The sequence below is a fragment of the Streptomyces reniochalinae genome (genome assembly GCF_003323735.1).
Lineage (GTDB): Bacteria > Actinomycetota > Actinomycetes > Streptomycetales > Streptomycetaceae > Streptomyces > Streptomyces reniochalinae.
The window spans coordinates 144,308-170,816 of sequence record NZ_QOIM01000025.1; the positions used below are offsets into that span (position 1 = coordinate 144,308).

At 74.1% G+C, this 26,509-nt stretch carries 24 protein-coding genes and 1 pseudogene; 10 read left to right on the forward strand and 15 right to left on the reverse strand.

Annotated features, from left to right (window positions below):
• The first annotated feature begins 71 nt into the window (after positions 1 to 71).
• Positions 72 to 1,463, forward strand: a complete 1,392-nt coding sequence (locus tag DQ392_RS07310) for an NADP-dependent succinic semialdehyde dehydrogenase (RefSeq protein WP_114014674.1) — start codon at positions 72 to 74, stop codon at positions 1,461 to 1,463.
• A gap of 36 nt (positions 1,464 to 1,499) precedes the next feature.
• Here the strand turns inward: DQ392_RS07310 and DQ392_RS07315 are convergent, their stop codons facing one another.
• Positions 1,500 to 2,960 (reverse strand): membrane-associated oxidoreductase, encoded by a 1,461-nt coding sequence (locus DQ392_RS07315; protein WP_114014675.1) that lies wholly within the window; start codon positions 2,958 to 2,960, stop codon positions 1,500 to 1,502.
• A 116-nt stretch (positions 2,961 to 3,076) separates the two neighbouring features.
• Between DQ392_RS07315 and DQ392_RS07320 the strand changes: the two genes are divergently transcribed.
• A complete protein-coding gene (locus DQ392_RS07320) occupies positions 3,077 to 3,682 on the forward strand; it encodes a 2'-5' RNA ligase family protein (protein ID WP_425470496.1) in 606 nt (201 codons plus the stop codon).
• Positions 3,683 to 3,808: 126 nt separating this feature from the next.
• Here the strand turns inward: DQ392_RS07320 and DQ392_RS07325 are convergent, their stop codons facing one another.
• From DQ392_RS07325 to DQ392_RS07345, 5 genes are all read right to left on the reverse strand, one after another.
• Positions 3,809 to 4,840 (reverse strand): glutathione S-transferase family protein, encoded by a 1,032-nt coding sequence (locus DQ392_RS07325; protein WP_114014676.1) that lies wholly within the window; start codon positions 4,838 to 4,840, stop codon positions 3,809 to 3,811.
• A 189-nt stretch (positions 4,841 to 5,029) separates the two neighbouring features.
• Entirely contained in the window at positions 5,030 to 5,752 is a 723-nt protein-coding gene (locus DQ392_RS07330) for a nitroreductase family protein (protein WP_114014677.1), read from the reverse strand.
• Positions 5,753 to 5,833: 81 nt separating this feature from the next.
• Positions 5,834 to 6,637: an alpha/beta fold hydrolase gene (locus DQ392_RS07335; RefSeq protein ID WP_114014678.1), complete on the reverse strand. Its 804-nt coding sequence runs from the start codon at positions 6,635 to 6,637 to the stop codon at positions 5,834 to 5,836.
• A 107-nt stretch (positions 6,638 to 6,744) separates the two neighbouring features.
• Entirely contained in the window at positions 6,745 to 8,412 is a 1,668-nt protein-coding gene (locus DQ392_RS07340; protein WP_114014679.1) for a PTS ascorbate transporter subunit IIC, read from the reverse strand.
• A gap of 83 nt (positions 8,413 to 8,495) precedes the next feature.
• Positions 8,496 to 9,326: a PTS sugar transporter subunit IIAB gene (locus tag DQ392_RS07345; RefSeq protein WP_114014680.1), complete on the reverse strand. Its 831-nt coding sequence runs from the start codon at positions 9,324 to 9,326 to the stop codon at positions 8,496 to 8,498.
• A 418-nt stretch (positions 9,327 to 9,744) separates the two neighbouring features.
• Here DQ392_RS07345 and DQ392_RS07350 point away from each other — a divergent pair, with 418 nt between their 5' ends.
• A complete protein-coding gene (locus tag DQ392_RS07350) occupies positions 9,745 to 10,905 on the forward strand; it encodes a baeRF2 domain-containing protein (protein WP_114014681.1) in 1,161 nt (386 codons plus the stop codon).
• Positions 10,906 to 11,298: 393 nt separating this feature from the next.
• On the opposite strand, the pseudogene DQ392_RS07355 reads toward DQ392_RS07350, so the two are convergent.
• From DQ392_RS07355 to DQ392_RS07365, 3 genes and pseudogenes are all read right to left on the reverse strand, one after another.
• Positions 11,299 to 12,201: pseudogene (locus DQ392_RS07355) on the reverse strand (MFS transporter); the annotation flags it as partial.
• A gap of 568 nt (positions 12,202 to 12,769) precedes the next feature.
• Complete coding sequence (locus tag DQ392_RS07360; RefSeq protein WP_114014682.1) at positions 12,770 to 13,300, reverse strand: lytic polysaccharide monooxygenase auxiliary activity family 9 protein; 531 nt, start codon at positions 13,298 to 13,300, stop codon at positions 12,770 to 12,772.
• Positions 13,301 to 13,370: 70 nt separating this feature from the next.
• A complete protein-coding gene (locus tag DQ392_RS07365) occupies positions 13,371 to 14,207 on the reverse strand; it encodes a polysaccharide deacetylase family protein (RefSeq protein ID WP_114014683.1) in 837 nt (278 codons plus the stop codon).
• A 182-nt stretch (positions 14,208 to 14,389) separates the two neighbouring features.
• On the opposite strand from DQ392_RS07365, the gene DQ392_RS07370 reads away from it, so the two are divergent.
• From DQ392_RS07370 to DQ392_RS07385, 4 genes are all read left to right on the forward strand, one after another.
• Positions 14,390 to 15,265, forward strand: a complete 876-nt coding sequence (locus DQ392_RS07370; RefSeq protein ID WP_114014684.1) for a phosphotransferase enzyme family protein — start codon at positions 14,390 to 14,392, stop codon at positions 15,263 to 15,265.
• A 137-nt stretch (positions 15,266 to 15,402) separates the two neighbouring features.
• Positions 15,403 to 16,185: a GntR family transcriptional regulator gene (locus tag DQ392_RS07375; RefSeq protein WP_114014685.1), complete on the forward strand. Its 783-nt coding sequence runs from the start codon at positions 15,403 to 15,405 to the stop codon at positions 16,183 to 16,185.
• A complete protein-coding gene (locus DQ392_RS07380) occupies positions 16,182 to 17,729 on the forward strand; it encodes an MFS transporter (RefSeq protein WP_245981237.1) in 1,548 nt (515 codons plus the stop codon). Before DQ392_RS07375 ends, DQ392_RS07380 begins: the two co-directional genes overlap by 4 nt.
• Entirely contained in the window at positions 17,698 to 18,183 is a 486-nt protein-coding gene (locus DQ392_RS07385) for a GNAT family N-acetyltransferase (RefSeq protein ID WP_114014687.1), read from the forward strand. The genes DQ392_RS07380 and DQ392_RS07385 overlap by 32 nt, the downstream gene beginning before the upstream one ends.
• A 93-nt stretch (positions 18,184 to 18,276) precedes the next feature.
• Here the strand turns inward: DQ392_RS07385 and DQ392_RS07390 are convergent, their stop codons facing one another.
• The 3 genes from DQ392_RS07390 to DQ392_RS07400 form a co-directional block, all read right to left on the reverse strand.
• Complete coding sequence (locus DQ392_RS07390) at positions 18,277 to 19,785, reverse strand: FGGY-family carbohydrate kinase (protein ID WP_114014688.1); 1,509 nt, start codon at positions 19,783 to 19,785, stop codon at positions 18,277 to 18,279.
• Positions 19,786 to 19,851: 66 nt separating this feature from the next.
• The gene (locus DQ392_RS07395) at positions 19,852 to 20,655 is read right to left on the reverse strand and encodes a DeoR/GlpR family DNA-binding transcription regulator (RefSeq protein WP_114014762.1); all 804 of its coding nucleotides are present in this window, start codon (positions 20,653 to 20,655) and stop codon (positions 19,852 to 19,854) included.
• 14 nt (positions 20,656 to 20,669) lie between these two features.
• Positions 20,670 to 21,344, reverse strand: a complete 675-nt coding sequence (locus DQ392_RS07400; RefSeq protein WP_114014689.1) for a histidine phosphatase family protein — start codon at positions 21,342 to 21,344, stop codon at positions 20,670 to 20,672.
• 125 nt (positions 21,345 to 21,469) lie between these two features.
• On the opposite strand from DQ392_RS07400, the gene DQ392_RS07405 reads away from it, so the two are divergent.
• The 3 genes from DQ392_RS07405 to DQ392_RS35780 all read left to right on the forward strand — a co-directional run bounded on the left by DQ392_RS07405 (position 21,470) and on the right by DQ392_RS35780 (position 23,810).
• A complete protein-coding gene (locus DQ392_RS07405; protein ID WP_114014690.1) occupies positions 21,470 to 22,957 on the forward strand; it encodes an FGGY-family carbohydrate kinase in 1,488 nt (495 codons plus the stop codon).
• Positions 22,958 to 23,100: 143 nt separating this feature from the next.
• Positions 23,101 to 23,607, forward strand: coding sequence for a methylated-DNA--[protein]-cysteine S-methyltransferase (locus DQ392_RS07410; RefSeq protein ID WP_114014691.1), 507 nt, complete (start codon positions 23,101 to 23,103; stop codon positions 23,605 to 23,607).
• Between the two features lie 71 nt (positions 23,608 to 23,678).
• Positions 23,679 to 23,810 carry an LPFR motif small protein gene (locus DQ392_RS35780; RefSeq protein ID WP_281272958.1) on the forward strand — a complete coding sequence of 44 codons (132 nt, stop codon included), beginning with the start codon at positions 23,679 to 23,681 and terminating at the stop codon, positions 23,808 to 23,810.
• A gap of 11 nt (positions 23,811 to 23,821) precedes the next feature.
• Here the strand turns inward: DQ392_RS35780 and DQ392_RS07415 are convergent, their stop codons facing one another.
• The 3 genes from DQ392_RS07415 to DQ392_RS07425 all read right to left on the reverse strand — a co-directional run bounded on the left by DQ392_RS07415 (position 23,822) and on the right by DQ392_RS07425 (position 26,422).
• Positions 23,822 to 24,889 (reverse strand): zinc-dependent alcohol dehydrogenase, encoded by a 1,068-nt coding sequence (locus DQ392_RS07415; RefSeq protein WP_245981238.1) that lies wholly within the window; start codon positions 24,887 to 24,889, stop codon positions 23,822 to 23,824.
• 160 nt (positions 24,890 to 25,049) lie between these two features.
• On the reverse strand, positions 25,050 to 25,703 hold the full coding sequence (locus tag DQ392_RS07420) for a methyltransferase domain-containing protein (RefSeq protein ID WP_114014692.1): 654 nt from the start codon (positions 25,701 to 25,703) through the stop codon (positions 25,050 to 25,052).
• On the reverse strand, positions 25,700 to 26,422 hold the full coding sequence (locus DQ392_RS07425; RefSeq protein WP_114014693.1) for a TIGR04282 family arsenosugar biosynthesis glycosyltransferase: 723 nt from the start codon (positions 26,420 to 26,422) through the stop codon (positions 25,700 to 25,702). The genes DQ392_RS07420 and DQ392_RS07425 overlap by 4 nt, the downstream gene beginning before the upstream one ends.
• Positions 26,423 to 26,509: the final 87 nt, after the last annotated feature.

A 26,509-nucleotide genomic window follows, 5' to 3' on the forward strand; every position in this document is an offset into this window, starting at 1 on the left:
AACCGCTGACCACACCGGAAGCAACCAGGGCCGGCCCCGGCGCCGGCCCGGAGCGCTGAGAGGCCGCACCCATGCCGATCGCCACCGTGAACCCCGTTGACGGCGAAACCCTCAAGACGTTCGACCCGCTGTCCGACGAGGAGATCGAACGGCGCCTCGCGGAGGCCGACGCCGCCTTCCGCACCTACCGCACCACCACGTTCGAGGAGCGGGCCCGGCTGCTGAACGCGGCGGCCGACCTGCTGGAGCGGGAGGCGAGCGGTGTCGCACGCGTCATCACCACCGAGATGGGCAAGCCCCTGGCCGCCGCCGAGGCGGAGGCCGCCAAGTGCGTGAAGACGATGCGCTGGTACGCCGCGCACGCCGAGGCGCTGCTGGCCAACGAGTACCCGGCAGCGGACGACGTCCAGGACGCGGGCGCCGTACGGGCCAAGGTCTGCTACCGGCCGCTGGGCCCCGTGCTCGCCGTCATGCCGTGGAACTTCCCGCTGTGGCAGGTCATCAGGTTCGCCGCGCCCGCGCTCATGGCGGGCAACGTCGGGCTGCTCAAGCACGCCTCGAACGTGCCGCAGACCGCGCTCTACCTGGGTGACCTCTTTCACCGGGCGGGCTTCGCGCCGGGCTGTTTCCAGACGCTGCTGGTGCCCTCCAGCGCGATCGAGTCGGTGCTGCGGGACCGGCGGGTGGCCGCCGCGACCCTGACCGGGAGTGAGGGAGCGGGCCGCTCGGTGGCGTCGATCGCCGGGGACGAGATCAAGAAGACCGTCCTGGAACTGGGCGGCAGCGACCCCTACGTCGTGATGCCCTCGGCCGACATCGACGCCGCGGCCCGCACGGCGGTGACCGCGCGGGTGCAAAACGCCGGCCAGTCGTGCATCGCGGCCAAGCGCTTCATCGTCCACACGGACGTCTACGACGCGTTCGCCGAACGGTTCACCGCGGGCATGCGCGACCTGACCGTCGGCGACCCCATGGAACCCGGCACGGACGTGGGCCCGCTCTCCAGCGCGCAGGGCCGCGACGACCTGGAGGAGCTGGTCACCGACGCGCTCGCGCAGGGGGCGCAGGCCCTGTGCGGGGGCCGCCGCCCAGAGGGGCTGGAGCGCGGCTTCTTCTACGAGCCGACCGTGCTGACCGGCATCACCGACCGGATGCGCATCCACCGCGAGGAGACGTTCGGGCCTGTCGCCACGCTCTACCGCGTCCGCGACGTGGACGAGGCGATCGAGGTCGCCAACGACACCTCCTTCGGCCTCAGTTCGAACGTCTGGACGCAGGACGAGGCCGAGACCGAGCGCTTCGTGCGGGACGTGGAGGCGGGCGGCATCTACTTCAACGGCATGACCGCCTCGCATCCCGCGCTCCCCTTCGGCGGCGTCAAACGCTCCGGATACGGGCGCGAACTCGCGGGCCACGGCATCCGCGAGTTCTGCAACGCCACCACGGTCTGGCGTGCCTCCTGAGCGCACCGGTGCGCCCCGCCTGCGCAACGGGGCCCCTCAGTACCTGCTCACCGTGCGGTTGACGCCCGCCACGAAGGTGGTGGCCAGCACCCAGCCCGCGACGATCAGCAGATACGCCAGCCACTGGTACCCGCCCTGCGGCGCGTACGCCTTCTCCTGCCCGAAGTCGATGATGGGCAGCAGCAGATCGAGGGCGTAGGCGAGGGCGTTGAACCCGGGGGCCTCGTCCGCCTTGAGGGGGCGAGGCGGATGCAGCCCGTAGGCGAGCGTCCCCACCAGCAGCAGCCCCGCCAGCCATCCGGCGGCCCGCATGGGCCGGAAGCCGTAGCCGACCGTCGCGTCCTGCAAGTGGCCCCACAGCCGCGCGTACAGCGGCAGGGTCGTGCGGTGTCTGCGCTGCTTGGCCAGCTGCACCGAGCGCGCCGCCGCGTCGTCGCCGATGTGCCGGTAGGCCGCGGTCAGCTGCTCGTACGCGAAGGGCACGTACCCGTCCGCGTCCCGGGTGAGCGTCTCCAGGCGCCGAGCGGCGGGAAGAGTGGGGGCGAGGGTGGTGTAGGTGAGGCCGTCCAGGCGGACGGAGGCGGGCCACACCTCGGGGCTGACGTGCAGCAGGTCGCATCTGGCTCTGCGCAGATTGACGGTGCCCTCGATGCGCCTGGCCTCGCGCAGCCACAGCTCCCCCGCCGTGCAGCTGCTGGCCCGCAGTGCGACGCCGCCGGGGTTGGACAGCTGGGCGTAGGCGAGGTTGAGCTGCCCTGGGACGGTGGCGCCGCGCAGGTCGACCCGCCCCTCGGCGCGGACCCGCATGGCGTGCAGGTCGGTACCGACCGTGACGGTCTCCGCCTGGAGCGCGGTGCCCGCGGGGTGCAGGAAGCGGGCGTCGTCGAAGCCGATGTGGCCCGTGACGGTCAGGCCGTCAAGACGTGCCTGCCCGTAGCAGGTCAGATGGGCGGCGCGCAGGTCCTCGCCGATGGTGGCGTGGTCCAGCCCCAGGGCCCGCGCCCGCGCCCCCGCCTGCGCGGGGCCGCGCCCTTCGGCGTCAGGCCCGGCCCCGAGCACGGCGCGCTCCAGGAACAGCGCGCCCTCGACGCGCGCTCCGCCCAGCCGCACCTGCCGGGTCACACGGCAGTCGCTCAGCCGCAGCGCCCCGCCCACCCGCACCGTGGTCGCCCACAGTTCCGGCATCCGGCAGCCGCGCAGGGACAGCCCCCGGCACTCGGCGCCGTAGAAGACGACGGGCTCGTCGAAGGAGCAGTCCGTCAGCGAGACGGGGCACGACACCACGGCCGAGTGCAGGTCGAGCGAGCCGGTGACCCGCGCGCCCCGCAGCCGCAGCGCGGGTATCTCCCCGTCCTCCGACGGCGCCCGCAGCAGCAAGGAGCGCAGCACCCGGGCACGTACCGTCCGGTCGTCGGCGCCGGTCAGGTCCACCGTCCCACCGCGGGGGAACGCCTCCCCGATGCGCCGCTCAGGATCCGTCAGCTCTTCGATCTCCACGCCCGCGACTCTTCCGGCAGGCCACGGCCGCGTCAACCGCCGTATCGCGCGGGGGCGTTCCCGGCGCCGGACACCCGGCGCCCTACCGGCGCGGGCCGCCCGCTAGCGTGCCGTCCGTGGACGGTACGCAGGTCGGACGGGACGACGCCCCGGCGACGCGGCCGGCCGCCGCGCCCGCGAACGGCGGCGCCGGCGAGGGCTGGCCTCTCGCCCCGGGTACGACGGCGCTGAGCGTGGCCGTGCCCGAGGTGGACGCGGTGGTGCGCGGCTGGCGGGCGCGGTACGACACGGCGGCACGGTACGGGGGCGTCGCCCACGTGACCGTGCTCTTCCCCTTCCTGCACCGCGACCGGATCGGAGCCGCCGAACGGGCGGCGCTGCGCGAGGTGTTCGCGTCGCGGCCCGCGTTCACACTCACCTTCGCGGACTGCGCCCGCTTCCCCGGCGTCCTGTATCTCGTGCCCGAACCCGCCGCACCGCTGCGGGCCCTGACCGCCGAGGTGGCACGGCGGTGGCCCTCCCACCCTCCCTACGGCGGACTCTTCGGCGAGCTCGCTCCGCACCTGACGGTGGCCAACAGCGGGGGCGAGGGCGTGCACAGGCGCGCCGAAGCCCACCTGCGCAAGCATCTGCCTGTGACGGCGCGGGTGGACCTTGTCGACCTGGTCGTCCACGAGGAGGGCCGCTGGCTGCCCTGGCTCGACTTCCCGCTGGGGCGGTGAGGAACCGGCCGGTGTGAGACCGGCCGGTGTGAGAGACCGCCGTGTGCGGGCTTCGACGGTCGTCGGGGCGGTGAAGGCGGCCGGCCGGAGCGGTTGCCGGCCGGGGCCGGAGCGGCGGCCGGCCGGTCAGGGCCGGTGGCCGGCCGGGACCTCCTCACCGGCGGGCACGGGGCCCGGCGGGGTGCCGTCGCCGAACGGGCGCCCGCCGAGCTGTTCGCGGTGGTGCGGGGTCAGCCAGCCGGACAGGTCGGGGCCCGCGGGCACGATGGAGGTCGGGTTGATGCCCGTGTGGACGACGTAGTAGTGGCGCTTGATGTGGTCGAAGTCGACCGTGTCGCCGAAGCCGGGTGTCTGGTACAGATCGCGCACGTAGCCCCACAGCACCGGGTCCTGCTCCAGCTTGTTGCGGTTGCACTTGAAGTGGCCGTGGTAGACGGCGTCGAACCGCACCAGCGTGGTGAACAGCCGGATGTCCGCCTCGGTGAGGGTGTCACCCACCAGATAGCGCTGGTCACGCAACCGCTCGGACACCTGGTCGAGACGGCGGAAGACGTCCCTGTAGGCGGCCTCGTACTTCTCCTGCGAGGTGGCGAACCCCGCACGGTAGACCCCGTTGTTGACGTCGCGGTAGATCCCCTCGGCCACCTCGTCGATCTCGTCGCGCAGCGCCTCGGGGTACAGGTCCGGAGCGCCCGGCCTGTGCAGATCCCGCCACTCGGTGGCCAGATCCAGAGTGATCTGCTGGAAGTCGTTGGTGACCAGCTTGCCGCTGGGCACGTCCACGACGGCCGGGACGCTCACCCCGCCCGGATAGTCCGTCTCCCGTTTGTCGTACGCCTCGTGCAGGAAGCGGATGCCCAGCACCGGGTCGCGGTCGTCGGCGTCGAGGGTGAAGCGCCAGCTGCGGTCGTCCTGGATGGGGTCGGTGACGCCGAGCGAGAGCGCGTCCTCCAGGCCCAGCAGCCGCCGCGACACCAAGGCGCGGCTGGCCCACGGGCAGGCACGGCTGACGACCAGCCGGTAGCGGCCCGGCTCCACGGGCCAGCCGTCGCGGCCGTCGGCGGTGATGCGGTCGGCGAAGTGGCTCTTGGACCGTTTGAACGCCTTGCGGCCGTACTCGGTGTTCCCGGCGCCTTCGCCGGTGGCAGCACTGCTCATGCCGGTTCCTCCTCGGGATCGGGGCCGCGGGGCTCCCCGCGCGTTGACGGCATCCCATCATCAGGGTGCGGTCCGTACCGAGTACCGACGCGAAAACCCCGCGACACCCGCACGCCGCCACCGGCCACCCGCGCCGGCGCGGCGCGCGGTGCCGCCGGTGCGTCCCTCACCGCGGGGAACCGCCACCGCTCACCAGCCGTCGCGGTGGATCACCTCGGCGACGGGGCGCCGCCGCACCGGACCGAAGTTGCCCCGGGGCCAGCCCACGGGGATCGCGGCGAAGGTGTGCATGTCCTCGGGGATGCCCAGCGCCTGCTTCCACTCCGCCTCCAGCATCAGGTGCCAGATCGTGATGTTGGCGGCGAGACCCAGCCCGCGCGCCGCCAGCAGCAGGTTCTGCACCCCGGGGTAGACGCACGAGCCCTCCGCGAGCGCCGCGAAGCGCTCCTGGATACGGGCGAGCTCCTGGCCGGCGCTCTCGCCGAGCGCCTCGGCGGAGCGGCGCAGCCCCTCCTCGTCCGGCGCCTGAGCGGGCATGCGGTAGCAGGGGATGACGAGCGCGGGGGTCTGCGCGAAGTGGTCGCGCTGGTACTCGATGGCGGCGACCATCCGCCCGTACGCGGCCTCGTCCATGCCCTCGGGGCCGTGCTTGCCCGTGGTGGCCAGGTAGGCGTCCACGCAGCGCTTCCACAGGGGCGCCAGCCGTTCCATGACGGAGCGGTCGGTGACCAGGACGTACTCGTAGCACTGCATGTTGCCCCCGCTGGGGCCCCAGACGGCTGCCTGTACGAGCTGCTCCAGCAAGGCGTCCGGCACGGGGTCGGGCTTGAGCCGCCGCATGGCGCGCATCGTCGCCATGGTGTCGAAGAGCGGGGGTTGCGAGGGGGCGGGGTTCCCGGCGTCGATTGACATGATCGCAAAGTGTAGGACGAAGGGGCGCCACCCGGCGTGTGCGGTTCCGCGTCCGCCGGGCACGCCCCTCGGCGCGCCGTGTCAGGCGAGCAGGAAGTCCCGCACGATTGGGGCGAGTTGCTCCGGGGGAACGTGGTGGAACGCGCCGGCCAGCGTGCGGTGGCCGCCGTGCGGCAGCGCTTCCGCCGTGAGACGGGCCGCTTCCCTCAGGACGGGCGTGCTCGCGTCGCTGCTGAGCACCAGCGTGGGCAGGTCCGCCGCGGCCAGGGTGTCGGCCGGCAGGTCCGCGTCCCCTTGCAGCGTCGTGTCGTAGACGAGGGTGTGGGCGAGCTTTTGCATCTCGCCCCACGCGGGCGACTGCCGCGCGCCTTCGACGGCCTGCGGCGGCAGTCCCACGATCTCCGTCATGAAGTAGGCGACCGCCTCCCCGCGGCGGCCCTCGCCGACGAGCTCGGCCAGCCGTGGCGCGTGCGAGACGGCCTGCGGCTGCCCGGCGGCACCGGTGAACGGCGGCTCGAACACAACCAGCCGGTCGAACGCCCGGTCCGCGCGCGCCGCGGCGTTCAGCGCGACGATGCCGCCCGACGACATCCCGAACGCGTACACCGCTCCCCCGCCCTCCTGGGCGACGAGCGCGCCGACGACCGCCGCCAGGTCCTCCGTCTCCCGCTCGGGCGCGTAGGGCCGGGTGTCCCCGCTGTCGCCTCTGCCTCTGCGGTCGTAGACCACTGCGGACATGCCCACGCTGGCCAGGTGCCTGGCCAGCGGCTCGCCCGCCCCGCGCGCGCTCATCGCCCCGCCGACCAGCACGACGGGCGGCCCCTCACCGAACCGTTCGTGGGCGAGAGTGGTGCCGTCGGCCGAAGTGACGGTGCGTACGCTCATGTCGGTCCCTCCCGGGTGGTGTCCTTGTGCCGAGTTCTATCAGCGGGCACCGACAACGGGGCGGAAGGCGGCCGGATGCGGGGACATGGCGCGCCGGGTGCGCCCGTTCACTCCTGGGGCGGCGGGGGCGGGGCCGGGGCGCCGGCGGGTGGCGGGACTCTGGGGTAGCGGCGGGCTCCTTCCTCCCCCGGCCCGGCGGACGCGTCCGAGTCCTGCGCAGGAACGCCGGCTCCCGTGCCGGGCCGCCCCGCGCCGGAGGCGGCGGCACCGGACACGCCCGCGCCGGATTCCCCCGCCCCTGAGGGGGCAGCGCCGCAGGCGGCGGCTTCGGGCGCGTCCCGGTGTGTGCCAGGGTCCCAGCCGGCGTCGACGACGCGCTTTTGCACCACGACGGCGCCCGCCAGCACGGCGCCGCCGACGACGAGCATCAGCGCTGTGCCGCCCGCGCCGCCCGCCTTCGCGGCGAAGCCGACGAGGGAGCCGAACCAGCCGAAGTCGGCGTCCCCGAACGTGGTGTTCTCGTCCCCGAAGGCTCCCAGCACCTTCGTCAGGACGGCGGGCAGCAGGGTGATCAGCACCCCGTTGCAGAACGCGCCCGCCACCGCGCCCCGCCTGCCGCCGGTCGCGTTGCCGAAGACCCCGGCGGCGCCGCCGGTGAAGAAGTGCGGTACCAGCCCCGGCAGCACGAGAGCCAGCCCGAAGGCCGGGCCCAGCACCCAGGCCAGCAGCGCCAGGGTGCACAGTCCGCCGGTGAAGCTGGCCAGGAATCCGACGAGCACCGCGTTGGGCGCGTACGGGAAGACGATCGGCGCGTCCAGCGCGGGCACGGCGCCCGGCACCACCTTCTGCGCGATGCCCTGGAAGGCGGGGACGAGTTCGCCGAGGATCGTCCGGACGCCGAAGAGGATGACCGCGACGGAGATGCCGAACTGCAAACCCTGCATGACGGACCGCATCAGGTAGTCGCCGAGGTCTTCGGCAGGCGCGCCGCCGCCGGTGGCGAACGCTCGGAAGGCGGTGTGCCGCCCCGCCTCGGCGACGTACACCACCGCCATCGTCACGTAGATGAGCAGCATGGACAGCGCCGTGGCGACCATCGAGTCACGCAGGAAGCGCAGCCCCTCGGGCAGCTTCATGTCCTCGGTGCTGCGGCTGCGCCTGCCGACGAGCTGCCCGACGGCGCCCGCCGTCACGTAGCCGGCCGTGCCGAAGTGGCCGAGGGCGACGCTGTTGTTGCCGGTGATGCGCTTGGTCCACGGGTGGGCGAAGGCGGGCACCGACACCAGGAGGATCCCCAGCAGCACGCCGCCGACCACGACGACGGCCCACGCCTCCAGCCCGGCGGTCGCCAGCACCATGGTCAGCAGCGTCGCCATGAACAGCATGTGGTGGCCCGTCAGGAAAACGTAGCGCAGCGGCGTGAAGCGGGCCAGCAGCAGTCCGAGCCCGAACCCGACGATCATCAGCCAGGCGACACGGGCACCGAACCGCTCCTGCGCGATACCGACGATGGCCTCGTTGGTGGGGATCACGCCGTGCGCTCCGGTGGCGCCCTGGATCATCTCGCCCAGCGGGGCCAGCGAGCTGACGACGAGTCCGGCGCCCGCGTTGATGAGCAGGAAGCCCAGCGTCGCCTTGATCGCACCGCCGGCGACCTGCCCCGCGGGCTTGCGCAGTGCGAGGAGTCCGGCCGCGGTGATGAGTCCGATGAGGAACGCGGGAACGCTCAGCACCTCGTTGACGAGGAACGTCGCGATCGTGACCAGCCAGTCCATGAAGCCTTCCGCCTCGTGCCGTGGGTGGTGCGGTGGGGAGTGCAGGGGGCGGGCGCCGGCCGGGGGCGCCCGCCCTCGGGGTCTCAGACGTCGTAGATGTCGCGGAGCGCCGCGTCGACCTGCTTGCCGCTGGTGAAGTCCGCCACGACCCGCACGGGGACGCCGATGTCCCCGAGGGCCTCGGCGATCTCCCGCGAGGTGAGGACGGCCACCGCCTCCGACGCCTTGCCCTTGGCGGAGATCGTGTCGGTGGCCTCGACGGTGAGGTGCCGCGTCCAGCCCCAGCGCTCCACGACCCGCTCCAGGGTGTTCTTGAGGAAGAGGCTGGTGCCGAGGCCGTTGCCGCACACGGTGAGGATCTTGTGCACCGACTGGGCGTTCGGCCCGGCGGAAGGGGCTCCGGACGCCTGGTCCGCTCGCCGCGCGGACGCCGTGGCGGGGCGCGGTCCGGACGCCGCTTCCGGCTCCTCGCCTTCCAGCACCCGGCGCAGCGCCTCGAGTCCCGGCGCAGCCCGCAGCGCGGCTTCGGTGGCCGGGTTGCCCAGCAGCCGGGCGAGGGCCGCCATGGCCGCCGTGTGGGCCCCGGAGTCCTCGGCGGCGAGCGCGACGACGAGGGTGACGGGGTCGTTGGCCTCGTGCCCGAAGCGCACGGGCTCGGCCGGCCGCACCCACGCCATGCCGGTACGGCGCACCGCGGGGGACGGCCGGGCGTGTGCGAAGGCGAACCCGGGGGCGAGGACGATGTAGGGCCCGTGCTCCTCGACGTTGCTGATCATCTCGTCGGTGTAGGCGTCGGTGCCGCTGCCCGTCGCGACCAGCAGGTCACCGGCCGTGCGGAGGGCGGCGCGCCAGTCGGCCGCGGGCACGTCCAGCCGTATCGCCTCGGTGGGCAGGAGTTCGCTCAGTGACACCATCCCCGGATATTGGCATGTACCCGCTCCGGCGCACAGCGGTGGGGCGACCCCGGTTTCCCACGGCCGACGGGGTGGCCGACGCAACGGCCGACGGGGCGGCCGACGTGCGCGCCGGCGCGGGCCGGCGCGGGCCGTGTCGGCGCCCGGGGCGAGGGGTACCCGCAGGAACCGCGGGTGACCGTGGAGCCCACGGGGCGCCCGGGACGCGCGGGACCACCGGGCGTACGGGCCCCTCCGGGCGCTACGGGAACGTCCGGGCGCACCAGGCGGCCGGTCGTGCCGGTGATGCGTTGATCCGCACGTTCCGGGCACGGGCGAACCGGAACCCGGATCGCCGGAGGCCCCGGCGCCTCCGGGCGGTCGCGCCCCGGACACCCCACATGTGCACATCGCCCCCTCGACGACGCAGGGAGGAACCATGCGCCTCGATTCCCTCGCCCCCCTTCTCGAGAGGAAGGGACCGTGGGCCACCGCCTACGTGGGCACGGCACGGGCCACCGAGACCGCCGGGGAGGAGCGCCGTCTGACGGCCCGCGCGGCGGGCGACGAACTGGCACGGCAGGGGGCCGGGGCGGCCACCGTGGACGCCGTCACGGACTACCTGGAAACGCTGACGCCCCGCACACAGCCGCAGGGCAGCGTGGTGTTCGCGGCGGACGGCGAGGTCGTGCTGGACCTGCCGCTGACGCGGGCGCCCGACCGCGCCCAGGTGTGCTGGTCGGCGCTGCCCCACCTGGCGCCGCTGCCGGAGCTGACCGGCGAGAACCCGCTGTGTCTGACGGCGCGGATCGACCGCACGGGCGCCGACTTCGAACTGGCCGACGCGCGGGGCACCCGGGAGGCCGGGCAGGCGCGCGGCGAGGACTGGCCGGTGCACCGCACCACCACGGGTGAGCCGTCGGAGAAGCACTTCCAGCTGAAGGTGGAGAACACCTGGGAGAGCAACGCGGGCGTGATCGCCGACGCCGTCGCCTCCCGTTTCCAGGAGACGGGTGCCGACGTGCTGGTACTGAGCGGTGACCCCCGTGAGCGCCGCGCCGTCCACGAGAAGCTGCCCGAGCACCTGCGGGGCATCGCGGTGGAGACCTCACACGGCGGCCGCGCGGCGGGGTCGGCGACCGAGTTGCTCGACCGGGAGACCGAGCGGGCCCGCCACGAGTTCGTCCAGCGGCACACCGACGACGCCCTCTCCCGGCTGCGCGCTGCCCACACACCGGGGTCCCCCGGCCCCGCGGGCTCGGCTGAGGCCGCCGTCGCCGAGGGCGTCGCCTCGCTCGTCGAGGCGGCGCGGGAGCACCGGGTGGGCACCTTGGTGGTGCGGCCGGGCGGCTCCGACCGTGAGCAGGAGGTGTGGGTCGGTGACACCAGCGACCAGGTCGCGGTGCGCCGCTCGGAGTTGCAGTACCTGGGCGCCACCGAGCCGGTGCCGGCCCGTGCCGACGACGCGCTGCTGCGGAGCGCGGCGGCGACGGACGCGGAGGTGCTGGTGGCGGCGCCGGAGGACGACCTGCCGGTCGGCGGGATGGGCGCGGTGCTGCGGTGGACGTACGCGGAGGGCCCCGCGCCCGCCGCGCCGTGAAGACCCTGAGACCCGTGGGGTCTGTGAGACACGTGAGGTCCGTGAAGGCAGGGAACCCGTGACCTCGGGCACGGGCGGGCCGCGGTGGCCGGGAACAGCGCCGTGGCGCGGGACGGACGAACCGTCCCGCGCCACGGGCCCTGCACCTGCTCGGTTGCATAACGCTTCCGACTTCACACCCTTCCAGGAAGGTGCGGAGGCCGCGACCTCCCACGAGCGGGTGCTGCGGTCGAGCCAGCCGGACAGCAGCCCGAAACAGGCACCGGTCAGCGCCAGCAGCGCGCCCAGCCAGCTGGGCGAGGTCAGGCCGAAGCCCGCCGCGATCACCATGCCGCCGAGGGAGGCCCCCAGCGAGTTGGCGATATTGAACGCCGACTGGACGCTGGCCGACCCCAGTTCGGGCGCGTCTCTTCCGTGGTCGAGGATGCGCGCCTGCACGCTGGGGATGGCGGCCATGCCGGCGATACCGGTGAGGAACACGTTCACGGCCACCAGTACGGTGTTCTGCGCCGTGACCATGATCATCGCGAGTGACAGCGACAGCGTCAGCAGCGCGCCGCAGATGGTCCGTACCGGCCAGTCGGTGAGGCGGCCGCCCAGGAGCGTCCCCACCGTCATCCCCGCCCCGGCCAGCGCGAGCAGCGCCGTCGCCGCGGTGGGGGTGTAGCCGCTGACCTCGGTCACCAGGGGCTGGATGTAGGTGTAGAAGGACGAGGTGCCGGCGAAGCCGAACACCACCACGGCGTAGGCGAGCCAGACCTGGGGTCTCTTGAAGAGGCCGAGTTCCCCGCGCACGCTGCCCCGGGTGGGCTCCTGCTGCGCGGGGATCAGGGCCGCGAGGGAGACGAGGCCGAACACGCCGATCCCCGCGACGACGATGAACGTCCACCGCCAGCCGACCGTCTGGCCCAGCAGGGTGCCCAGCGGTGAGCCGACGATGTTGGCCATCGGGACGCCGACGAGCACCACCGACAGCGCGCGGCCGCGTCTTTCGGGCCGTACGAGTCCTGCGGCGACGACCGCACCGATTCCGAAGAACACGCCGTGCGGCAATCCGGCGGTGAGCCGGGCAGCCAACAGGAGTTCGTGGTTCGGTGCGAGAGCTGACGCGATGTTTCCGAAAATGAACAGACACGTCATCGCGAGCAATATCGTCTTACGGCCGATCCGCATACCCGCGACGGTGAGCAGGGGCGCGCCGATGACGACACCGAGTGAGTAGAAAGAGACGTAGCCGCCCGCATCGGAGATGCTGACTCCCATGTCGGATGCGGCCTCGGGCAGTAGACCTATCATCACGAACTCGGCCGTACCGGCACCGAATGTCGCAATGGCCAAAGCCAGGAGGGCAAGGGGCAACGGGACCTCCTTGCAGGAGTGGGACGTTGGGGTTTCCCGGCTCGCCACGGCGGGCCGTTCTTGCAATGAAGCGTGCCGCAATCCGGGATTAGAGCAAACGGTTTCCCGATAAGGCTGCCCATAATAGGATTCGGCGCTCCGCGTGAACTCCCCCTGGAATCAAGGCAGTCGAGCCGGAAAAGTTCCGAGAAGCCGTCCTGCGGCACAGACGGATTCGGCGTGTCGCTTTCGCGGGCCTCGACTGGCCTGCGGGAAAGGAGAGTTGGCCGTGACGCATGCGACCACTGTGGCCACGAAATCCCGTTGCTAACGCATAACTCCCGCGCGGGGGCGAGTCGCAAACCGCGAATTCCACACGGCGCCTTCCGCAGGACCCGCGGTGCCGGCACGCGCACAACGACCTCGGCCACCCCGGGGAGGGGGTGGCCGAGGGGTGCCCGTCGCACTGAGGGTCGAGCAGCGGACGGACGAGGGGATCCTTCCGGCGCGGGCCGGAAGGCGGGTGTCAGCCGCCGATGTTGACGTCGACGCAGGCGTAGAAGGCGTTGGCCGTGTCGGCGATGTTCCACACGGCCAGCACCTTCTGCTTACCGGTGAAGCCCTGGAAGTCGACGTGGTGCGAGACCTGGTCGGGAGGTATGGCGCCACCGTCGTCGAACTCGGCGAGCTTCGTGTCGCCGATGAAGTACTGCCAGGTGCTGGTGGAGTGCTTGACGGGCACGTTCCACGTGAAGGTGGTCGAGCTGCCCACGTCGGTGACGTGCCAGCCCTTGCTGTCGTCGCGCAGATCGGCGAAGCGGGAGTTGCCGCCCGCACAGTCCTTGAGCCCCTTGGGGCCCTCGACGCTCTGCGGTTCCCACTGGATCTCGCCGCACTGGACGACGCCGCGGGCGCACTGGTCCTGGCGGCTCGCCGGGTTGGTGACCCAGCCGTGCGCGTTGGCCGGGGTCGCGGTGAGCCCGAGCACCAGCACGGGCGCGAGAGCGACACCCGCCAGTGCCGCTAACTTCCGTTGGATGGACGGCTTCTTGTGCATCTCGGCTCCTTCGGTGAAAGGGAGAGCACATCGGAGATTGGTCTAGACTTTAGCGGCTGACCGGTCCCGGTCAAGCCTTCGGGAACCCGAAGCCGTACCCCTGTCCCTTCAGCCAGGGCAGGAACCGCCGCAGCGCCTCGTACGACTCCGAGCGGTCACCGCCGCCGTCGTGGAAGAGGATCACCGCGCCGTCGCCGGTCTGCTCCTCGGCGTGCCGGAGTATCACGTCGGCGCCCGGGCGCTGCCAGTCACCGGGGTCGACGACCCAGCCCAGCGGACGCATGCCGTGCCCCGCCGCTATCCGCCGGCTGTCGGGCGTGAAGGCGCCCCCCGGCGCCCGGTAGTAGTACACCGGCGCGCCGCCCGACGCCTTGTCGATCATCTTCTTGGCGTCGAGTATCTGCCGCTCCTGATAGGCGACCGACTCGTGGTCCATCCCCGTGTCGTGATCGACCGAGTGGTCGCACAGCCTGTGCCCCTCGGCCACGATGCGCTTCACGAGCTGCGGATAGCGCTCGGCGTTCGGACCTATCAGACAGAACGTCGCCTTGACGTGGTACTCGCGCAGGAGGTCCAGCGTCTTGGGGGTCCACTCCGGGTGCGGGCCGTCGTCCAGGGTGAGCGCCACCGTACGGCCGCCCTTCTCGGTGTGATGGCTTATCCCGCGGCTCACCTTCCGCGGAGCCCGCGCACCGCTGTGCGGCGCGGCCTTCGGCTTGCCGTGCGGCGCTGCGGCCTGCTGGGGCACCCGCGTGGCCCGCAGACTCTGGTCCCACCCCGGATGCGCGCGGGCCCCCGAGTCCTGGGTGCTCGCCTGGACGAACGCCGTCAGCAGACCCACCGCCACCGTTCCCGCCGCGGCGGCCGTCGCCACGACCGACGGCCTGCCGACCCGCTTGCTGTGCAACTCCTGCTCCCAACTGCCCGTTTTTGCCCGCGCTTGTCAAGGATGTAGACCACTTGGGCAGAACCACGGTTGCGCCCTGGAGATGAGAGATACGCCGCACTCCAGCCGGGGCGGCACCTGCTCGGGCGCGGGCACCTGACAGCCTGAGGACGAACCCACCGACAGCAGGGAGAGCACAGGCGATGGCGAGCAGCCCGACATTCACCGAGGACCTGGCCCGTCAGGTGCTGGCCGCGGCGACCGGCAGCCCCGGCGGCGGCGCGCAGCTGCTGTCGCTCGGCGAGAACGCCGTCTTCGCGCTGGACGAGACCGTCGTACGGATCGGCCGCACCCCCGAACTGCTGGCCCGCGCGGAGCACGAGCTGCGGGTGGCGACCTGGCTGGAGGAGGAGGGGGTCCCGGCGGTCCGCGCGGTGGAGCCCGAGGCGCGGCTCGTCGCGGACCACCCCGTCACCTACTGGCGGCGGCTGCCCGCCGCCGTGCGCCCCGCCGGCGCCGCGGACCTGGCCGGTTTGCTGCGGCTCGTCCACGCGTTGCCCGAGCCGCCCTTCACCCTGCCACCGCGCGAGCTGCTGGGCGGGATCGAGCGGTGGCTGCGCCTGGCGGGGGACGCCGTGCCCAGGGAGGACGCGGCGTTCCTGCGCGCCCGCAGGGACGACATCATCGCCTCGCTCCCCGGGCTCGTCCCGCACCTGCCGCCTGGCCCGGTGCACGGCGACGCGCTGCCGCGCAACGTGCACGTCACCGCCGAGGGCCCGCTCCTGGTCGACCTGGAGACCTTCTCCAGCGACCTGCGCGAGCACGACCTCGTGGTGATGGCGCTCAGCCACGACCGCTACGGCCTGCCCGAGGCGGAATACGAGGCGTTCTGCACGACCTACGGCTGGGACGTCCGCGAGTGGGAGGGGTGCGCCGTCCTGCGCGGGGCGCGGGAGACCGCCAGCTGCGCCTGGGTCTCCCAGCACGCGCCGGGCAACCCGGCGGCGCTCGCGGAGTTCCGGCGGCGGGTGGCCTCGCTGCGCCAGGCGGACCCCACCGTGCGCTGGCACCCGTTTTGAGCTCCGCGGGCCGCCGCCACGGGCGTGCGTGGCGGAGTGCGCCGGTTCCGCCACGAAACCGCTGCTCAGAGCATCGGTCCTGGTCAGACGGGGTGGCGTAACTCCGCCGCAACACTGCTCGCCTAGCGTCTGTGCCCATGGACACGGAAGCGGACGAGGCCGGCTCCTTGCGGGCCGACCGTGCGCGGCGGGTGGCGAACGTGCTGCGCCGCCAAGTGCTCGACGGGGCCTTCGGCGGCGGGGTGCTGCCGGACGAGCGCGCGCTCGTCGCGGAGTTCTCGGTCAGCCGCAACACGGTGCGCGAGGCGCTCGCACTGCTGCGCGACGAGGGGCTGGTGGAGCGCCGTCGGGGCGTGGGCACCGTCGTCGTGGGCCGCGCCTACGCACACCCGCTCGGTGAGCTGGCGGGCCTCGCCGAGGTCCTCCACCACCACGGCAGCGTCGTCAACCAGGTGCGGGAAGCCCGGCTGGTGCGGCCGCCCCGCGCCGTGGCCCGGCGCCTGGGGCTGGGCGAGGGGGAGCAGGCCGTCCATCTGGAGCGGCTGCGCAGCCTGGACGGGGTACCGCTGTCCCTCGACTCGACCTACCTGCTGCCGTGGATCGGGAAGCCGCTGCTGGCGCTGGAGAGGGAGGCGCTGGAGCACAGGGACGTCTTCGACCTCATCGAGACCGTGGCGGGTGCACCGCTGGGCGGCGCCGAGGTCTCCGTCCAGGCGGTCACGGCCGACGCCGCGACCCGCGCCGTCCTGCGGATGCCGGAGAGCGCCGGTGCGGTGCTGACCGTCGAACGGCTGACCAGCCTGGCCGACGGGCGCCCCGCCGACCTGGAGTTCATCCACCTGCGCGGCGACCGGCTCGTGCTGCGCGCCCGGGTGGCCGCGCCCTGGGGCCGCGGGCCGGGTCAGGAGCGGGCGCGGTGAGCGAACCGAGCGAACCTGGAACCCGACGGGGAGCGCCACGGCTGCTGACGGCCGCGATGTGCCTGTGCGTGACACTCGTCGTCGGCATGGTCTCCGCCGTCAACCTCGCCATTCCCGCCCTCTCGGCGAGCGCGCTGCGGCCGTCCGCCGCGCAGGTGGTGTGGGTCGTGGACGGTTACGTCGTCGTCTTCGCCTGCCTGCTGATCCCCGCCGGGGCGCTGGCCGACCGCGCCGGGCGCAAGGGCACCCTGCTGAGCGGCATGGGCGTCTTCACGCTCGGCTCCCTGCTGTGCGCGCCGGCGCCGCACGTCGGGGTGCTCATCGCCGGGCGCGCGCTCAGCGGAGCGGGGGCCGCCGCCGTGCTGCCGACGACGCTGGCCCTGCTCGTGGACGGCGTCCCCGAGGCCAGGCGCCAGCGCGCCGTCGCCGTCTGGGCCTCCATGACCGGGCTCGCCGCCGTACTGGGCAACCTCGGCGGCGGAGCCGCGATCCAGTACGGCACCTGGCGCGGCCTGTTCTGGTGCCTGCTGCCGCTCGCGCTGCTCGCCCTGGCGCTGGCGGCCGTCGCGGCGCCCGTCACGGACCGCCATCCGCGGCCGCTCGCGCCCGGCAGCACCGCGCTGCTGACAGCGGGCTTCCTCGCCCTGCTGTACGGCATCGTCGCAGGCCCGCAGTCCGGTTGGACGAGCCGTCCCGTCCTCGCGGCCGCGGCGGCCGCCGCCCTGCTGCTGTACGGGTGGGTGCGGCACGAACTGCGCTCCCCGCACCCGCTGCTGGACCCCCGGCTCTTCCTCCGGCCCGCCGTGCGCGCCGGAGCGGTGGGGATGGCCGCGCTGTTCCTCGGCATGTTCGGGCTGATGTACGTCAACGGCCAGTACCTCCAGTACGCCAAGGGGTACGGCGCGCTGGGCGCAGGCGTCCGGCTCCTGCCCATGGCCGCGGGGCTGCTGGCCGGCCCGCGCTGCGGACTCCTGCTGGAGAGGCGGGCCGGGCGGCGGGCCACGGCAGCGGGGGGCATGCTCGTCCTTGCCTCGGGGCTGTGCGTGGTCTCCACCGTGACCGCGCACACCCCCTACGCCGTCTACGGGCTGGGAGCCACCCTCACAGCGCTCGGCTGCGGCATCGCCACCCCGCTGCTCTCGCACGCCATGATGTCCGCCCTCCCGCCCGAACGCGCCGGCACGGGATCCGGGCTCCAGAGCCTGGCCCGGGAGCTGGGCAGCGCTTTGGGCATCGCCGTCAGCGGCACCCTGGTGACCGCCGTCTTCACCGCTCGGCTCCCCGCGCCGCTGCGGGGACCCGAAGCGCCGAGCACCGTCGCCGAGGCCCGCACCCGCACGGCGGAACCCGGCCAACTGGAGGCGGTCGTGCACGCCTTCACCGACGGTATGCACACCGCCATGTGGGCGCTGGCCGCCCTCATCGCCCTGACGGCCCTCGCCGTCGCCCTCTGGTTCCCGCCAGGACACCGCGCCGGTCTGCCCCACCAGCCCTCGGGGCAGACTCCCCACCATGACGAGACACCGCATCCGTACCGCACCTGACCGGACACTGTGGCGCGCGGCCCGGCTCGCGGCCCTCACCGACGCCCCCGACGCCTACAAGAGGGGGCTCGCGGACTGGTACCGGGGCGGGGAGGAGGAGTGGATGGCACGGCTGGAGATGACCGGCGCGTTCAACGTCGTCGCCGTGGCGGCGCAGGACGAGCGGCCCGTCGGGCTGGTGCGGGGCGTGCCGCAGGGCGCGGGGGTCGGCGAGGTCCGGTCGCTGTGGGTCTGCTCGACCGAGCGCGGCCAGGGGTTGGGCGACCGCCTGCTCTGCCTCGTGACGGACTGGGCGCAACGGTCGGGAGTCCGCGCGCTGACACTCGCGGTGCTTCCCGGAAACGTCCACGCGCTCGCCCTCTACGAGCGCAACGGCTTCGTCAGCACCGGCCGGACCGGGGACGTCCTGCCCTCGGGCGCGCGGGAACACCTCATGGTGAAAGCGCTGCGCTGACGCCGGGCGGCGCTCCCCCCGGCGCGCCCGGCCGGACCCGTGCCGGCATTCCGAGCCGCGGGCCCCACGGGGCGAGGGGAACAGCCGCGGGGCTCACCCGGGAGGCGCGGCGGGCAGCCAGCCCCGGCGGGTCAGTTCGGTGACGAAGCGGGCGTAGTTCTCCTCCAGGGCGGGCTGCTCCTCGCGCACCGGGTCGACGGTGTGGCCGGCCGCGGTCATGTGGCGCGCCGCCTCCTCCAGCGAGGGGTGCAGCGTGCCCGTGGCGGCCAGCAGGGCGGCGCCCAGGGCGGTTTCGGCGTGCGGTGCGACCCGCAGCGGGATGCCGAGGGTGGTGGCCCGGATCCGGGTCCACAGAGGGCTGCGGCTGCCGCCACCCGCCGTGTGGAGCGGGGCGGAGACGGGGACGCCGAGTGCGCGGATCCGCTCCAGGGCGAGCCGTTCGAGGAAGGCGACGCCCTCCAGGTCGGCACGGTGGAGGTCGGCGTCGTCGGCCGGGGCGCCGAGGGTGAAGCCGCGGGCGGCGCCGCTGACGAAGGGGAAGCGCTCTCCCGCCCGGCGCAGGGGATAGCTCAGGCAGGTGGCGGGGCCGCGCTCGGCGGCCGCGGCGTCGAGCGCCGCCAGCTGCTCGGGGGCGCGGTGCGCGAGGGCTTCGCCGCCGGTGCTGGAGGCGCCGCCCGGCAGCCACCAGCCGTCCGGGTGCCGGTGGCTGTAGAGGGCGCCCGAGGGGTCCGTGACCAGGTCGCGGGTGACGCCCTTGAGGACGTACGTGGTGCCGAGGACGCCCACGAACTGTCCGGGCGACACGGCGCCGGTGGCGAGCTGGCCCGCGCAGCCGTCCGTCATGCCAAGCCGCACTTCGCACCCCTGGGGCAGCCCCGTCTGGGCCGCGGCTTCGGCGCACACGGTGCCGGCCCGGGTGCCGGGCGGCTGGACGGGCGGGAGCCAGTGGGCGGGTACGGCCAGCGCGTCCAGGACGTCGGCGGGCCACTCACGGGCGCGGGGGTCGTACCCGGTCTTGAGCGCGTGGCTCCAGTCGGTGGCGACGGGCGCGCCCGTCAGTGCGCGGCCGAGCAGGTCGGGGGTGTGGGCGATCCTGGCGTCGCGCGGGTCGCGGGACGCGTGCCGCGCGTACCAGGCGACGCGGCCCAGCGCGGCCGTGGGTCCTACGGCCAGTCCGAGGGCCCGCCATCTGGCGGCGCCGGCTTCCTGCGCGCGGGCGTTGAGGCCGGCCGCCCTGCGGTCGTCGTACATGGAGGCGGGGGCCAGGGGTGTGCCGTCGGTGCCGGTGAGGACGAGGGTGCCGGAGGTGGCGGCGACCGCGACGGCTCTCACCTCGGCGCCGCCTGCGGGCAGTGTCGCGGTGGCCCGGCGCAGCGCCCGTGCCGTCGCCGGCCACCACCGGGTGGCGTCCTGCTCGCTGCGTCCTTCGCCGTCACGGGCGGGCCGGGGCAGTTCGGCGCTGCCTTCGGCCCGTACGGTGCCGTGGGCGTCGACGCACAGGACGCGGACGGCGGCCGTGGCGACGTCGATCCCGGCGACGACGGGCTCCGGCGCCGGGACGGCGCCGGAGCGTCCTGTGGTGGCCGGGGTGGTGCTGTGCATGACGGGCTTCCCTTTCCGTGCGTGAAATTCACATCCGCCGTGTGAAGAACGGGGTAGGGTCCGGGTTCACTCCTCCACCGGCGCGACCCGCACCTCGGTGTGCTCGCGCAGGTCGGCCACGAGTCCTTCCGGAACCCCGTCGTCCACCACGACGTGGTCGAAGTCGGCGACCGGACACAGCCGGTGCAGCCCGGTGCGGGCCACCTTGGAGTGGTCCATCAGCAGCGCCTTGCGGGTACCGGAGGCGAGCATGGCGCGCTTGACGAGGACGACGTCCTGCTCCTGGTGGAAGGTCGTGCGCGCGTCCATGGCCGAGGTGCTGACCAGCACGAGGTCGACGGCCGTCGCCTCGATGGCCTCCACGCAGGGGACGCCGAGGAAGGAGTCGTGGGTGGCCGAGTAGGCGCCGCCCAGCGCGATGAGCCGTATGTCCTCGCACCCGGCGAAGACGTCGAGGACGCGGCGGGCGTTGGTCAGCACCGTCAGCGGCGCCTTGTCCCGCAGCAGCGGGGCGAGCGCCAGCACGGTGGTGGAGTCGTCCAGCATCACCGACATGCCCGGCTCGACCAGCGCGGCGGCGGCGCGGGCGACGGCCTCCTTCTGCGGCACGTGGACGCCCAGGCGGTAGTCGAGGTTGCTCTCGAAGACGCTGGTGGGCTGCGCGGAGACGCCGCCGCGGAAGCGGCGCAGCACGCCGCGCCCGGCCAGCGCGTCCAGGTCGCGGTGGACGGTCATCACGCTGACACCCACGGCCTCGGCGAGCCAGGTGAGCGTGACGGTGCCGTGGGCGAGGACGTGTTCGGTGATGCGCTCCCTGCGCCGTTCGCGCGAGCGGGCGGTGCCGGTGGGCGGGGTCGCGGAGTGCGGCATGGCCACGCGCCCGCTCAGCCCGCGGCCGCGGGTGTCACGGGGGACTCGTGCGGGGCGGTTCGGGTGCGGGGCGCGGTCGGCACGTTCAGGGCGTGGAGGGCCGTACGGGCCCCGGCCACCTCGATCTCGGTGACGGCCGCGTTCTCCAGCCGGGGCAGTACCAGCCGGTAGCGGCCCAGCGGGATGCCGAGCATGGCGCACAGCGCGATCCGGAACGCGGTGTTGTGCGCGACGACCAGCACCGTGTGTCCGTCGTGCCCCGCCGCCACCGCGCGCAGCGCCTCGCACACCCGGGCGGCGACGGCCGTGGGCGGCTCGGAGCCGGGGAAGGCGCCGGTCTCCGCGTCCTGCTGGAAGGCGTCGACGAGGCCGGGGTTCTCGGCGGTCATCTCGGCGATGGTGCGGCCCTCGCCCCAGCCGAAGTCGGCCTCCCGCAGCCCCTCGTGGACGGCCGGGGTGACGCCGAGCGCCCGCGCGGCGGGGGCGGCCGTGCGCCGCGCCCGCTCCAGCGGTGAGCTGACGACCGCGTGGACCGGCGCACTGAGCGACCGCTGATGCGCCCAGCCGGCCAGCTCCTCGGCCTGCCGCAGCCCGGTGTCGGTCAGCGCGACGTCCGAGATGCCGGCGTAGCGGTTCTCGGCGTGCCAGACGGTCTGACCGTGCCGTACGAGCAGGAGCCGGGCGGTCATGCGTCCTCCAGGGCGTCGGAGCGGTGCGGCCATGGGGTTTCTTCACGAGGAGCGCTATAAATATAACAATCTTCTTGTGGAGAAGCGGGATCACTGCGCGACCGCCGTCTGGAGGGCGTACGGCCATGACTCACACCGCCGGGGCAACGGCAGGGACGATCATCGGTGTCGACATCGGCACCTCCGTCACCAAGGCCGTCGCCTTCGACCGGGACGGCCGCTGCCTGCACACCGCCGCGCGGCGCTCCACGCTGCTGCGCGGCCCCGGGGGCGTCGTCGAGCAGGAGCTGGAAGAGGTGCTGGCCGGCGTCGCCGAGGTGGTCGCCCGGACCGCTGCCGCGCTGCCGGGCCCGCCGGCGGCGCTCGCCCTGACCGGTCAGGGCGACGGGCTGTGGCTGCGCGACGCCGAAGGACGCGCGGTACGGCGCATGATCTCGTGGATGGACGGCCGCGCCGCCCCGCTCGTCGACCGCTGGCAGCGGGACGGAACGGTCGGGGAGATCTTCGAGAACACCGGCTCGGGCACCTTCCCCGGCTGCCACGGACCGCTGCTGGCCTGGCTGGCCGAGCACGAGCCCGCCACCTTGGAGCGCGCCGCGGTCGCCGGGTACTGCGTGGACGCGGTAGCGCAGCGGCTGACCGGCACGGTCAGCGTGGACGCCTCCGACGCCACCCTGCCCTTCCTCGACCCCGTCACCCGCCGCTACTCCCCCGCCGCGCTGGCCGCCTGCGGCGTCGGGGAACTGGCCCGTCTGCTGCCCGAGCCCGCCGCCCCGCACGCCGTGCTGGGGCTCGACGAGCACGGCGCCGCGCTGCTGGGGCTGCCCGAGGGACTGCCGGTCACCGCCGGACCCTACGACCTGCCGGCCTGCGCCCTCGGGAGCGGCGTGCGGGAGCCGGGCGACGGGCTGCTGACGGTCGGCACCACGCTGGCCTGCCAGGTCCTCACCGACCGTGCCGGGCGGGACGCGCCCGAGCGGGACGGCGAGCCGGCCGGGATGTGGCTGTGCACCCCGCGCACCGACCGCTGGCTGCGGGCGCTGCCCGCCATGGTGGGGACGGCCGGCATCGACTGGGCGCTCGGCGTCGTCGGCGCGTCCACGGACGAGCTGGAAACGCTGTTGGAGCGCAGCCCCGCGGGTGCGCGCGGGGTGACGGCGCTGCCGTTCCTGTCCGAGGCGGGGGAACGCGCCCCGTTCGTCTCCCCCGGCGCCCGCGCCTCCTTCGAGGGCATGTCCCTCGCGCACGACCGCGCCGACCTGGTCCGCGCCATGTGCGAGGCGGTCGGCTACGCGGCGCGTCACTGCCTGGAGGCCGCGGGGCTCTCGCGGACGCTCTTCGCCTGCGGCGGCGGCACCAGGTCGGCGGGGTGGATGCGCACGTTCGCCGGGATCCTGGGCCGGCCGGTCCGGGTGCCCCTGGAGGCGGAGGTGGGTGCACGGGGCGCGGCCCTCGTCGCGCGCGCCGCGCTGGGTGATCCGGTGGACGAGGAGCGCCGGTGCGCGGAGTACCGCCTGGTGGAGCCCGACGCGGAGGAGGCGGCGCTGTACGAACGGGGGTACGCGGACTACCGCGCACGCGTCGAGGCCGCCAGGACCCGCTGGGAGGGCTGATCGGGCGGCGGCGCACGGACCGGACCGGACGGCCTGGACACACGAATTGGACCGCACGGCCCGGGCGCACGGCCTTGTCGCTTTTCCGCCAGTCCACTCCCCCGCGACCCGTAAGACTGGAGGGGAATGAGAAGGGACGCGCCATGCACCGCACGCACACCGTCATCGACAGCCCCCTGGGCCCCCTGACCCTGGTCGCGACCGAGGGGACGCTGTCCGGCATCTACATGGAACCTCACCGGCACCGTCCCGCTCCTGAGACGTTCGGCGACAGCGACGCGAGCGCCTTCGGCGCGGCGACGGAGCAACTCGGTGAGTACTTCGCGCAGGAACGCACCGCGTTCTCGCTTCCCCTCGCGCCGGAGGGCACCGGCTTCCAGCGCACCGTATGGGCGGCGCTGGAGGAGATCCCCTACGGCGAGACGCTCTCCTACGGGCAGCTCGCCGAGCGGATCGGCAGGCCGGGCGCGGCACGGGCCGTCGGGCTGGCCAACGGGCGGAACCCGATCAGCATCGTCGTCCCCTGCCACCGGGTCATCGGCTCGACAGGTCAGCTGACCGGGTACGGCGGCGGCCTCGAACGCAAACGCCACCTGCTGGACTTCGAGCGCGGAGCGCAGGCACCGCGGACCGACGGCACGCTGTGGTGAAAGCCGGTTTGCCCGGCGCGTCAGCGGCCACCCGTGCGGCGTCACAGACTCCGTCGTCCGAGGAGGACAAGATGCTCCGCGCCATCGCTGATGTGCTTCGCTCGATTGGTGGCGCCCTCGCTACCGTCGTCACACTCCCCTTCCGGGCCGTCGCCCGGCTGCTCGGCGGGGTCTCCCACTCGGCGCACCGCCGCCGGGTGTGAACGGCCGGCCGTCAGGACCCGGTGACCCGTGGCCCGCCGAAGTCCAGCAGGACCTTCGGCGGGCCGCTTCTGCCGCGCTCCAGGAGCGCGAACGCGTGCCGCACCGCGTCCGCCGACTCCGCCGCGACGACCTCGGCCACCAGCGGCCCGGCCTCCAGCACGCCCCGCTCGAAGAGGGCGACCGTGCGGTCGTAGTGGCTGATGCCGTGCTGGATGCCCAGGACGTCGACGCCCTGGAGGGAGAGTTCGCCGGGGACGAAGGAGACCGGTTCCCTGGCCACCCCGACCAGCGCCACCCGGCCGCCGCGCCGTGCCATGCGCAGCGCCCCGGTGAACGCCGAGGCGGCGCCCGACGCCTCCACGATCAGTGAGTAGGCCCCCTCGGGCGCCTCGTCCGCGTGGTGGGCGGCGTCCGCGCCGCAGCGCAGGGCGAGGTCGAGTCCTGCCGGGTCGACGCCGACCGCGTCGACGGCGGCGGCGTAGTGGTGCGCGAACTGCACCGCCAGCAGGCCCATGGTGCCGGTCCCGATGACGGCCACCCGGTCGTCGAAGGCGAGCCCGGCGCGCCGATACGCCTCCACGACGGAGACGGCCGGTTCGATCAGCGCCCCCGTTCCCTCCGGCAGCCCGCAGGGCAGCGGCGTGAGGGCGTGGGTGGGCACGCGTACGTAGTCGGCCGCGGCGCCCTGCAATCCGTACAGGCCGGTCTCCCGCAGAGCCGCGCACCTCTGGGGCCGCCCGGCGTGGCAGGCGGCGCACCGCTCGCACGGCACCATCGTGCGGCCGACCACGGGAGAGCCGACGGCGGGTGCGCCCTCGGGCGGATCGTCGGCGTAGGCGGCCACCTCGCCGTACCACTCGTGCCCGAAGACGTGCGGGAACGTCGTCCGCCCGTCCTGGAGGAACGCCGAGGTGCCGTGCAGGATCTCCAGATCGGTGCCGCAGATGCCCACCTGCCGGGTGCGGACCAGTACCGTGCCGGGTTCGGGTGCGGGCACCGGCACCTCGGCCAGGTCGGTCTGCGTCAGGCCGGTGATGCGCGCGGCACGCATGGTGCCGCCGGGCCAGTTCCCCTTCAACGGACGTCCTTTCGGGCTGCTCACGACGCGGGTCGTGCGGCACGCCGTGCGCGCGCCGCTCGCTCTCCGGTGGATCATGGCACGGGGCCGCCTCGGCGTACCGCCCGGGTGTGCGGGCAGCCGGCGCGCCCGTGTATGGCGCTGGCGCGGTGGCCGGTGGTCAGGCGCGGCGGAGCGCGACGAACTCGTGGGCGTCCTTGGACCAGCTGTCCTCGGGCAGCCAGCCGGACAGCGTGGCGAGGCGGTGCAGGGCCGCGGCCCCCACGCGCGCCCAGGGGAAAGGAGTGCCGGCGGCTCCGGCGGCGCTCTCCATCCAGACGTGCAGCCGTTCGTCGACGTCGTCGGTGGCGACCTCCGCGAGCAGCAGGCCGCCGGACGGCACCAGCCGGGCGACCCGGCGCAGCAGCAGCGCCGGGTCCCCGCCGATGCCGATGTTGCCGTCCATGAGGAGCGCCGTGTCCCAGGTGCCGGGCGCGGGCAGGGGTTCGAAGACGGAACGGCGCAGGGCGCTGCCGCCGCGCGCGCGGGTGCGGGCGACGGCGGCCGGGTTGAGGTCGATGCCGAGCGAGGGGTGTCCGTCCGCGTGCAGCGCGGTGACGAGCCGGCCCGGGCCGCAGCCGATGTCGAGAACGGTGCCCCGGCAGCGGTCGAGCACGCTCAGGTCGGCCGCGTCGGCGGCCGCGCACCAGCGCTCCACGTCCAGCGCGAGCGACCAGCCGTCGCGGGCCCGCAGGTGGAGCGGCCCCCGGCCGTTGCCGATGGCCTCGGTGTAGGGGTCCTCCGTCCAGGCCACGGCCGCGGCCCGCCCTCTCATGGCCGCGCCCTTCCCCGGCCGTCGGGCAGGTGGGCTCCCGTGGTCCGCACCCCGGCGGGGCCAGGGTTCAGCAGGCGTACGAGCCGGTCGTGTGCGGCGGCGAAGCACGTGCCGGGGGCCGCGGCGGCGACCGCGGCGGCGTCATCGGGCAGATCCACGTCCCGCAGTCCGGGCAGGTCGTCCACGCGCAGCCCGGCCGCCACCAGCCTGGCACGCTGGGTGTCTCCAGTGGTGGGGGTGGACATGGGGACACCGCGCAGCAGAGCGGGGTCGGGGGCGGCCAGTCCCAGCGCCCAGAACCCCCCGTCCGCCGCGGGGCCGAAGAAGGCGTCGCGCTCCCGCCAGGCGTGCGGGCGCGTCGCGGGCGCCAGGAGCGCGGGGGTCAACTGCGGTGTGTCCATGCCGACGAGCAGCGCGGGCCCGTCGCACAGGGCGAAGGCGGCGGCCAGCCGCTCGTCGAGCCCGCCCGCGCTCTGCGGCACGATCTCGAGCCGTCCGCCGCCTTCCTCCGGCCCCGGCAGCCAGGGCCCCGGTCTGCCGTCCAGGACGAGGACACGGCGCCGGGCGGGGGCCGCCAGCACGGCACGCAGCGTGTCGGTGAGCGCCGCCGAGGCCAGCGCCGCCGCACCGTGCGGGGTGAAGGCCGGGGCGAGCCGGGTCTTGGCCCGCCCCGGACGCGGTTCCTTGGCGATGACCAGCAGCGTGGTGGGCGACCGCATCACCGGACCTCGCCCCGTGCGGGCGGGGCGCCTGCGGCCCGGTGCGTGGGGGCGCACGGTCCGAGGGTGCCCTCAGTGGTCGGAGGC

Excerpts from the sequence above, each read along its gene's own strand:
- DQ392_RS07340 (WP_114014679.1), bottom strand. The coding sequence starts at position 8,412 with ATGGACTGGCTGGTCACGATCGCGACGTTCCTCGTCAACGAGGTGCTG.
- DQ392_RS07390 (WP_114014688.1), bottom strand. The coding sequence starts at position 19,785 with ATGCACAGCACCACCCCGGCCACCACAGGACGCTCCGGCGCCGTCCCG.
- DQ392_RS07330 (WP_114014677.1), bottom strand. The coding sequence starts at position 5,752 with ATGTCAATCGACGCCGGGAACCCCGCCCCCTCGCAACCCCCGCTCTTC.
- DQ392_RS07360 (WP_114014682.1), bottom strand. The coding sequence starts at position 13,300 with ATGCACAAGAAGCCGTCCATCCAACGGAAGTTAGCGGCACTGGCGGGT.
- DQ392_RS35780 (WP_281272958.1), top strand. The coding sequence starts at position 23,679 with ATGCTCCGCGCCATCGCTGATGTGCTTCGCTCGATTGGTGGCGCCCTC.
- DQ392_RS07345 (WP_114014680.1), bottom strand. The coding sequence starts at position 9,326 with ATGGTGTCACTGAGCGAACTCCTGCCCACCGAGGCGATACGGCTGGAC.
- DQ392_RS07370 (WP_114014684.1), top strand. The coding sequence starts at position 14,390 with ATGGCGAGCAGCCCGACATTCACCGAGGACCTGGCCCGTCAGGTGCTG.
- DQ392_RS07420 (WP_114014692.1), bottom strand. The coding sequence starts at position 25,703 with ATGAGAGGGCGGGCCGCGGCCGTGGCCTGGACGGAGGACCCCTACACC.
- DQ392_RS07325 (WP_114014676.1), bottom strand. The coding sequence starts at position 4,840 with ATGAGCAGTGCTGCCACCGGCGAAGGCGCCGGGAACACCGAGTACGGC.
- DQ392_RS07395 (WP_114014762.1), bottom strand. The coding sequence starts at position 20,655 with ATGCCGCACTCCGCGACCCCGCCCACCGGCACCGCCCGCTCGCGCGAA.
- DQ392_RS07335 (WP_114014678.1), bottom strand. The coding sequence starts at position 6,637 with ATGAGCGTACGCACCGTCACTTCGGCCGACGGCACCACTCTCGCCCAC.
- DQ392_RS07400 (WP_114014689.1), bottom strand. The coding sequence starts at position 21,344 with ATGACCGCCCGGCTCCTGCTCGTACGGCACGGTCAGACCGTCTGGCAC.
- DQ392_RS07375 (WP_114014685.1), top strand. The coding sequence starts at position 15,403 with ATGGACACGGAAGCGGACGAGGCCGGCTCCTTGCGGGCCGACCGTGCG.
- DQ392_RS07405 (WP_114014690.1), top strand. The coding sequence starts at position 21,470 with ATGACTCACACCGCCGGGGCAACGGCAGGGACGATCATCGGTGTCGAC.
- DQ392_RS07425 (WP_114014693.1), bottom strand. The coding sequence starts at position 26,422 with ATGCGGTCGCCCACCACGCTGCTGGTCATCGCCAAGGAACCGCGTCCG.
- DQ392_RS07410 (WP_114014691.1), top strand. The coding sequence starts at position 23,101 with ATGCACCGCACGCACACCGTCATCGACAGCCCCCTGGGCCCCCTGACC.
- DQ392_RS07310 (WP_114014674.1), top strand. The coding sequence starts at position 72 with ATGCCGATCGCCACCGTGAACCCCGTTGACGGCGAAACCCTCAAGACG.
- DQ392_RS07385 (WP_114014687.1), top strand. The coding sequence starts at position 17,698 with ATGACGAGACACCGCATCCGTACCGCACCTGACCGGACACTGTGGCGC.
- DQ392_RS07350 (WP_114014681.1), top strand. The coding sequence starts at position 9,745 with ATGCGCCTCGATTCCCTCGCCCCCCTTCTCGAGAGGAAGGGACCGTGG.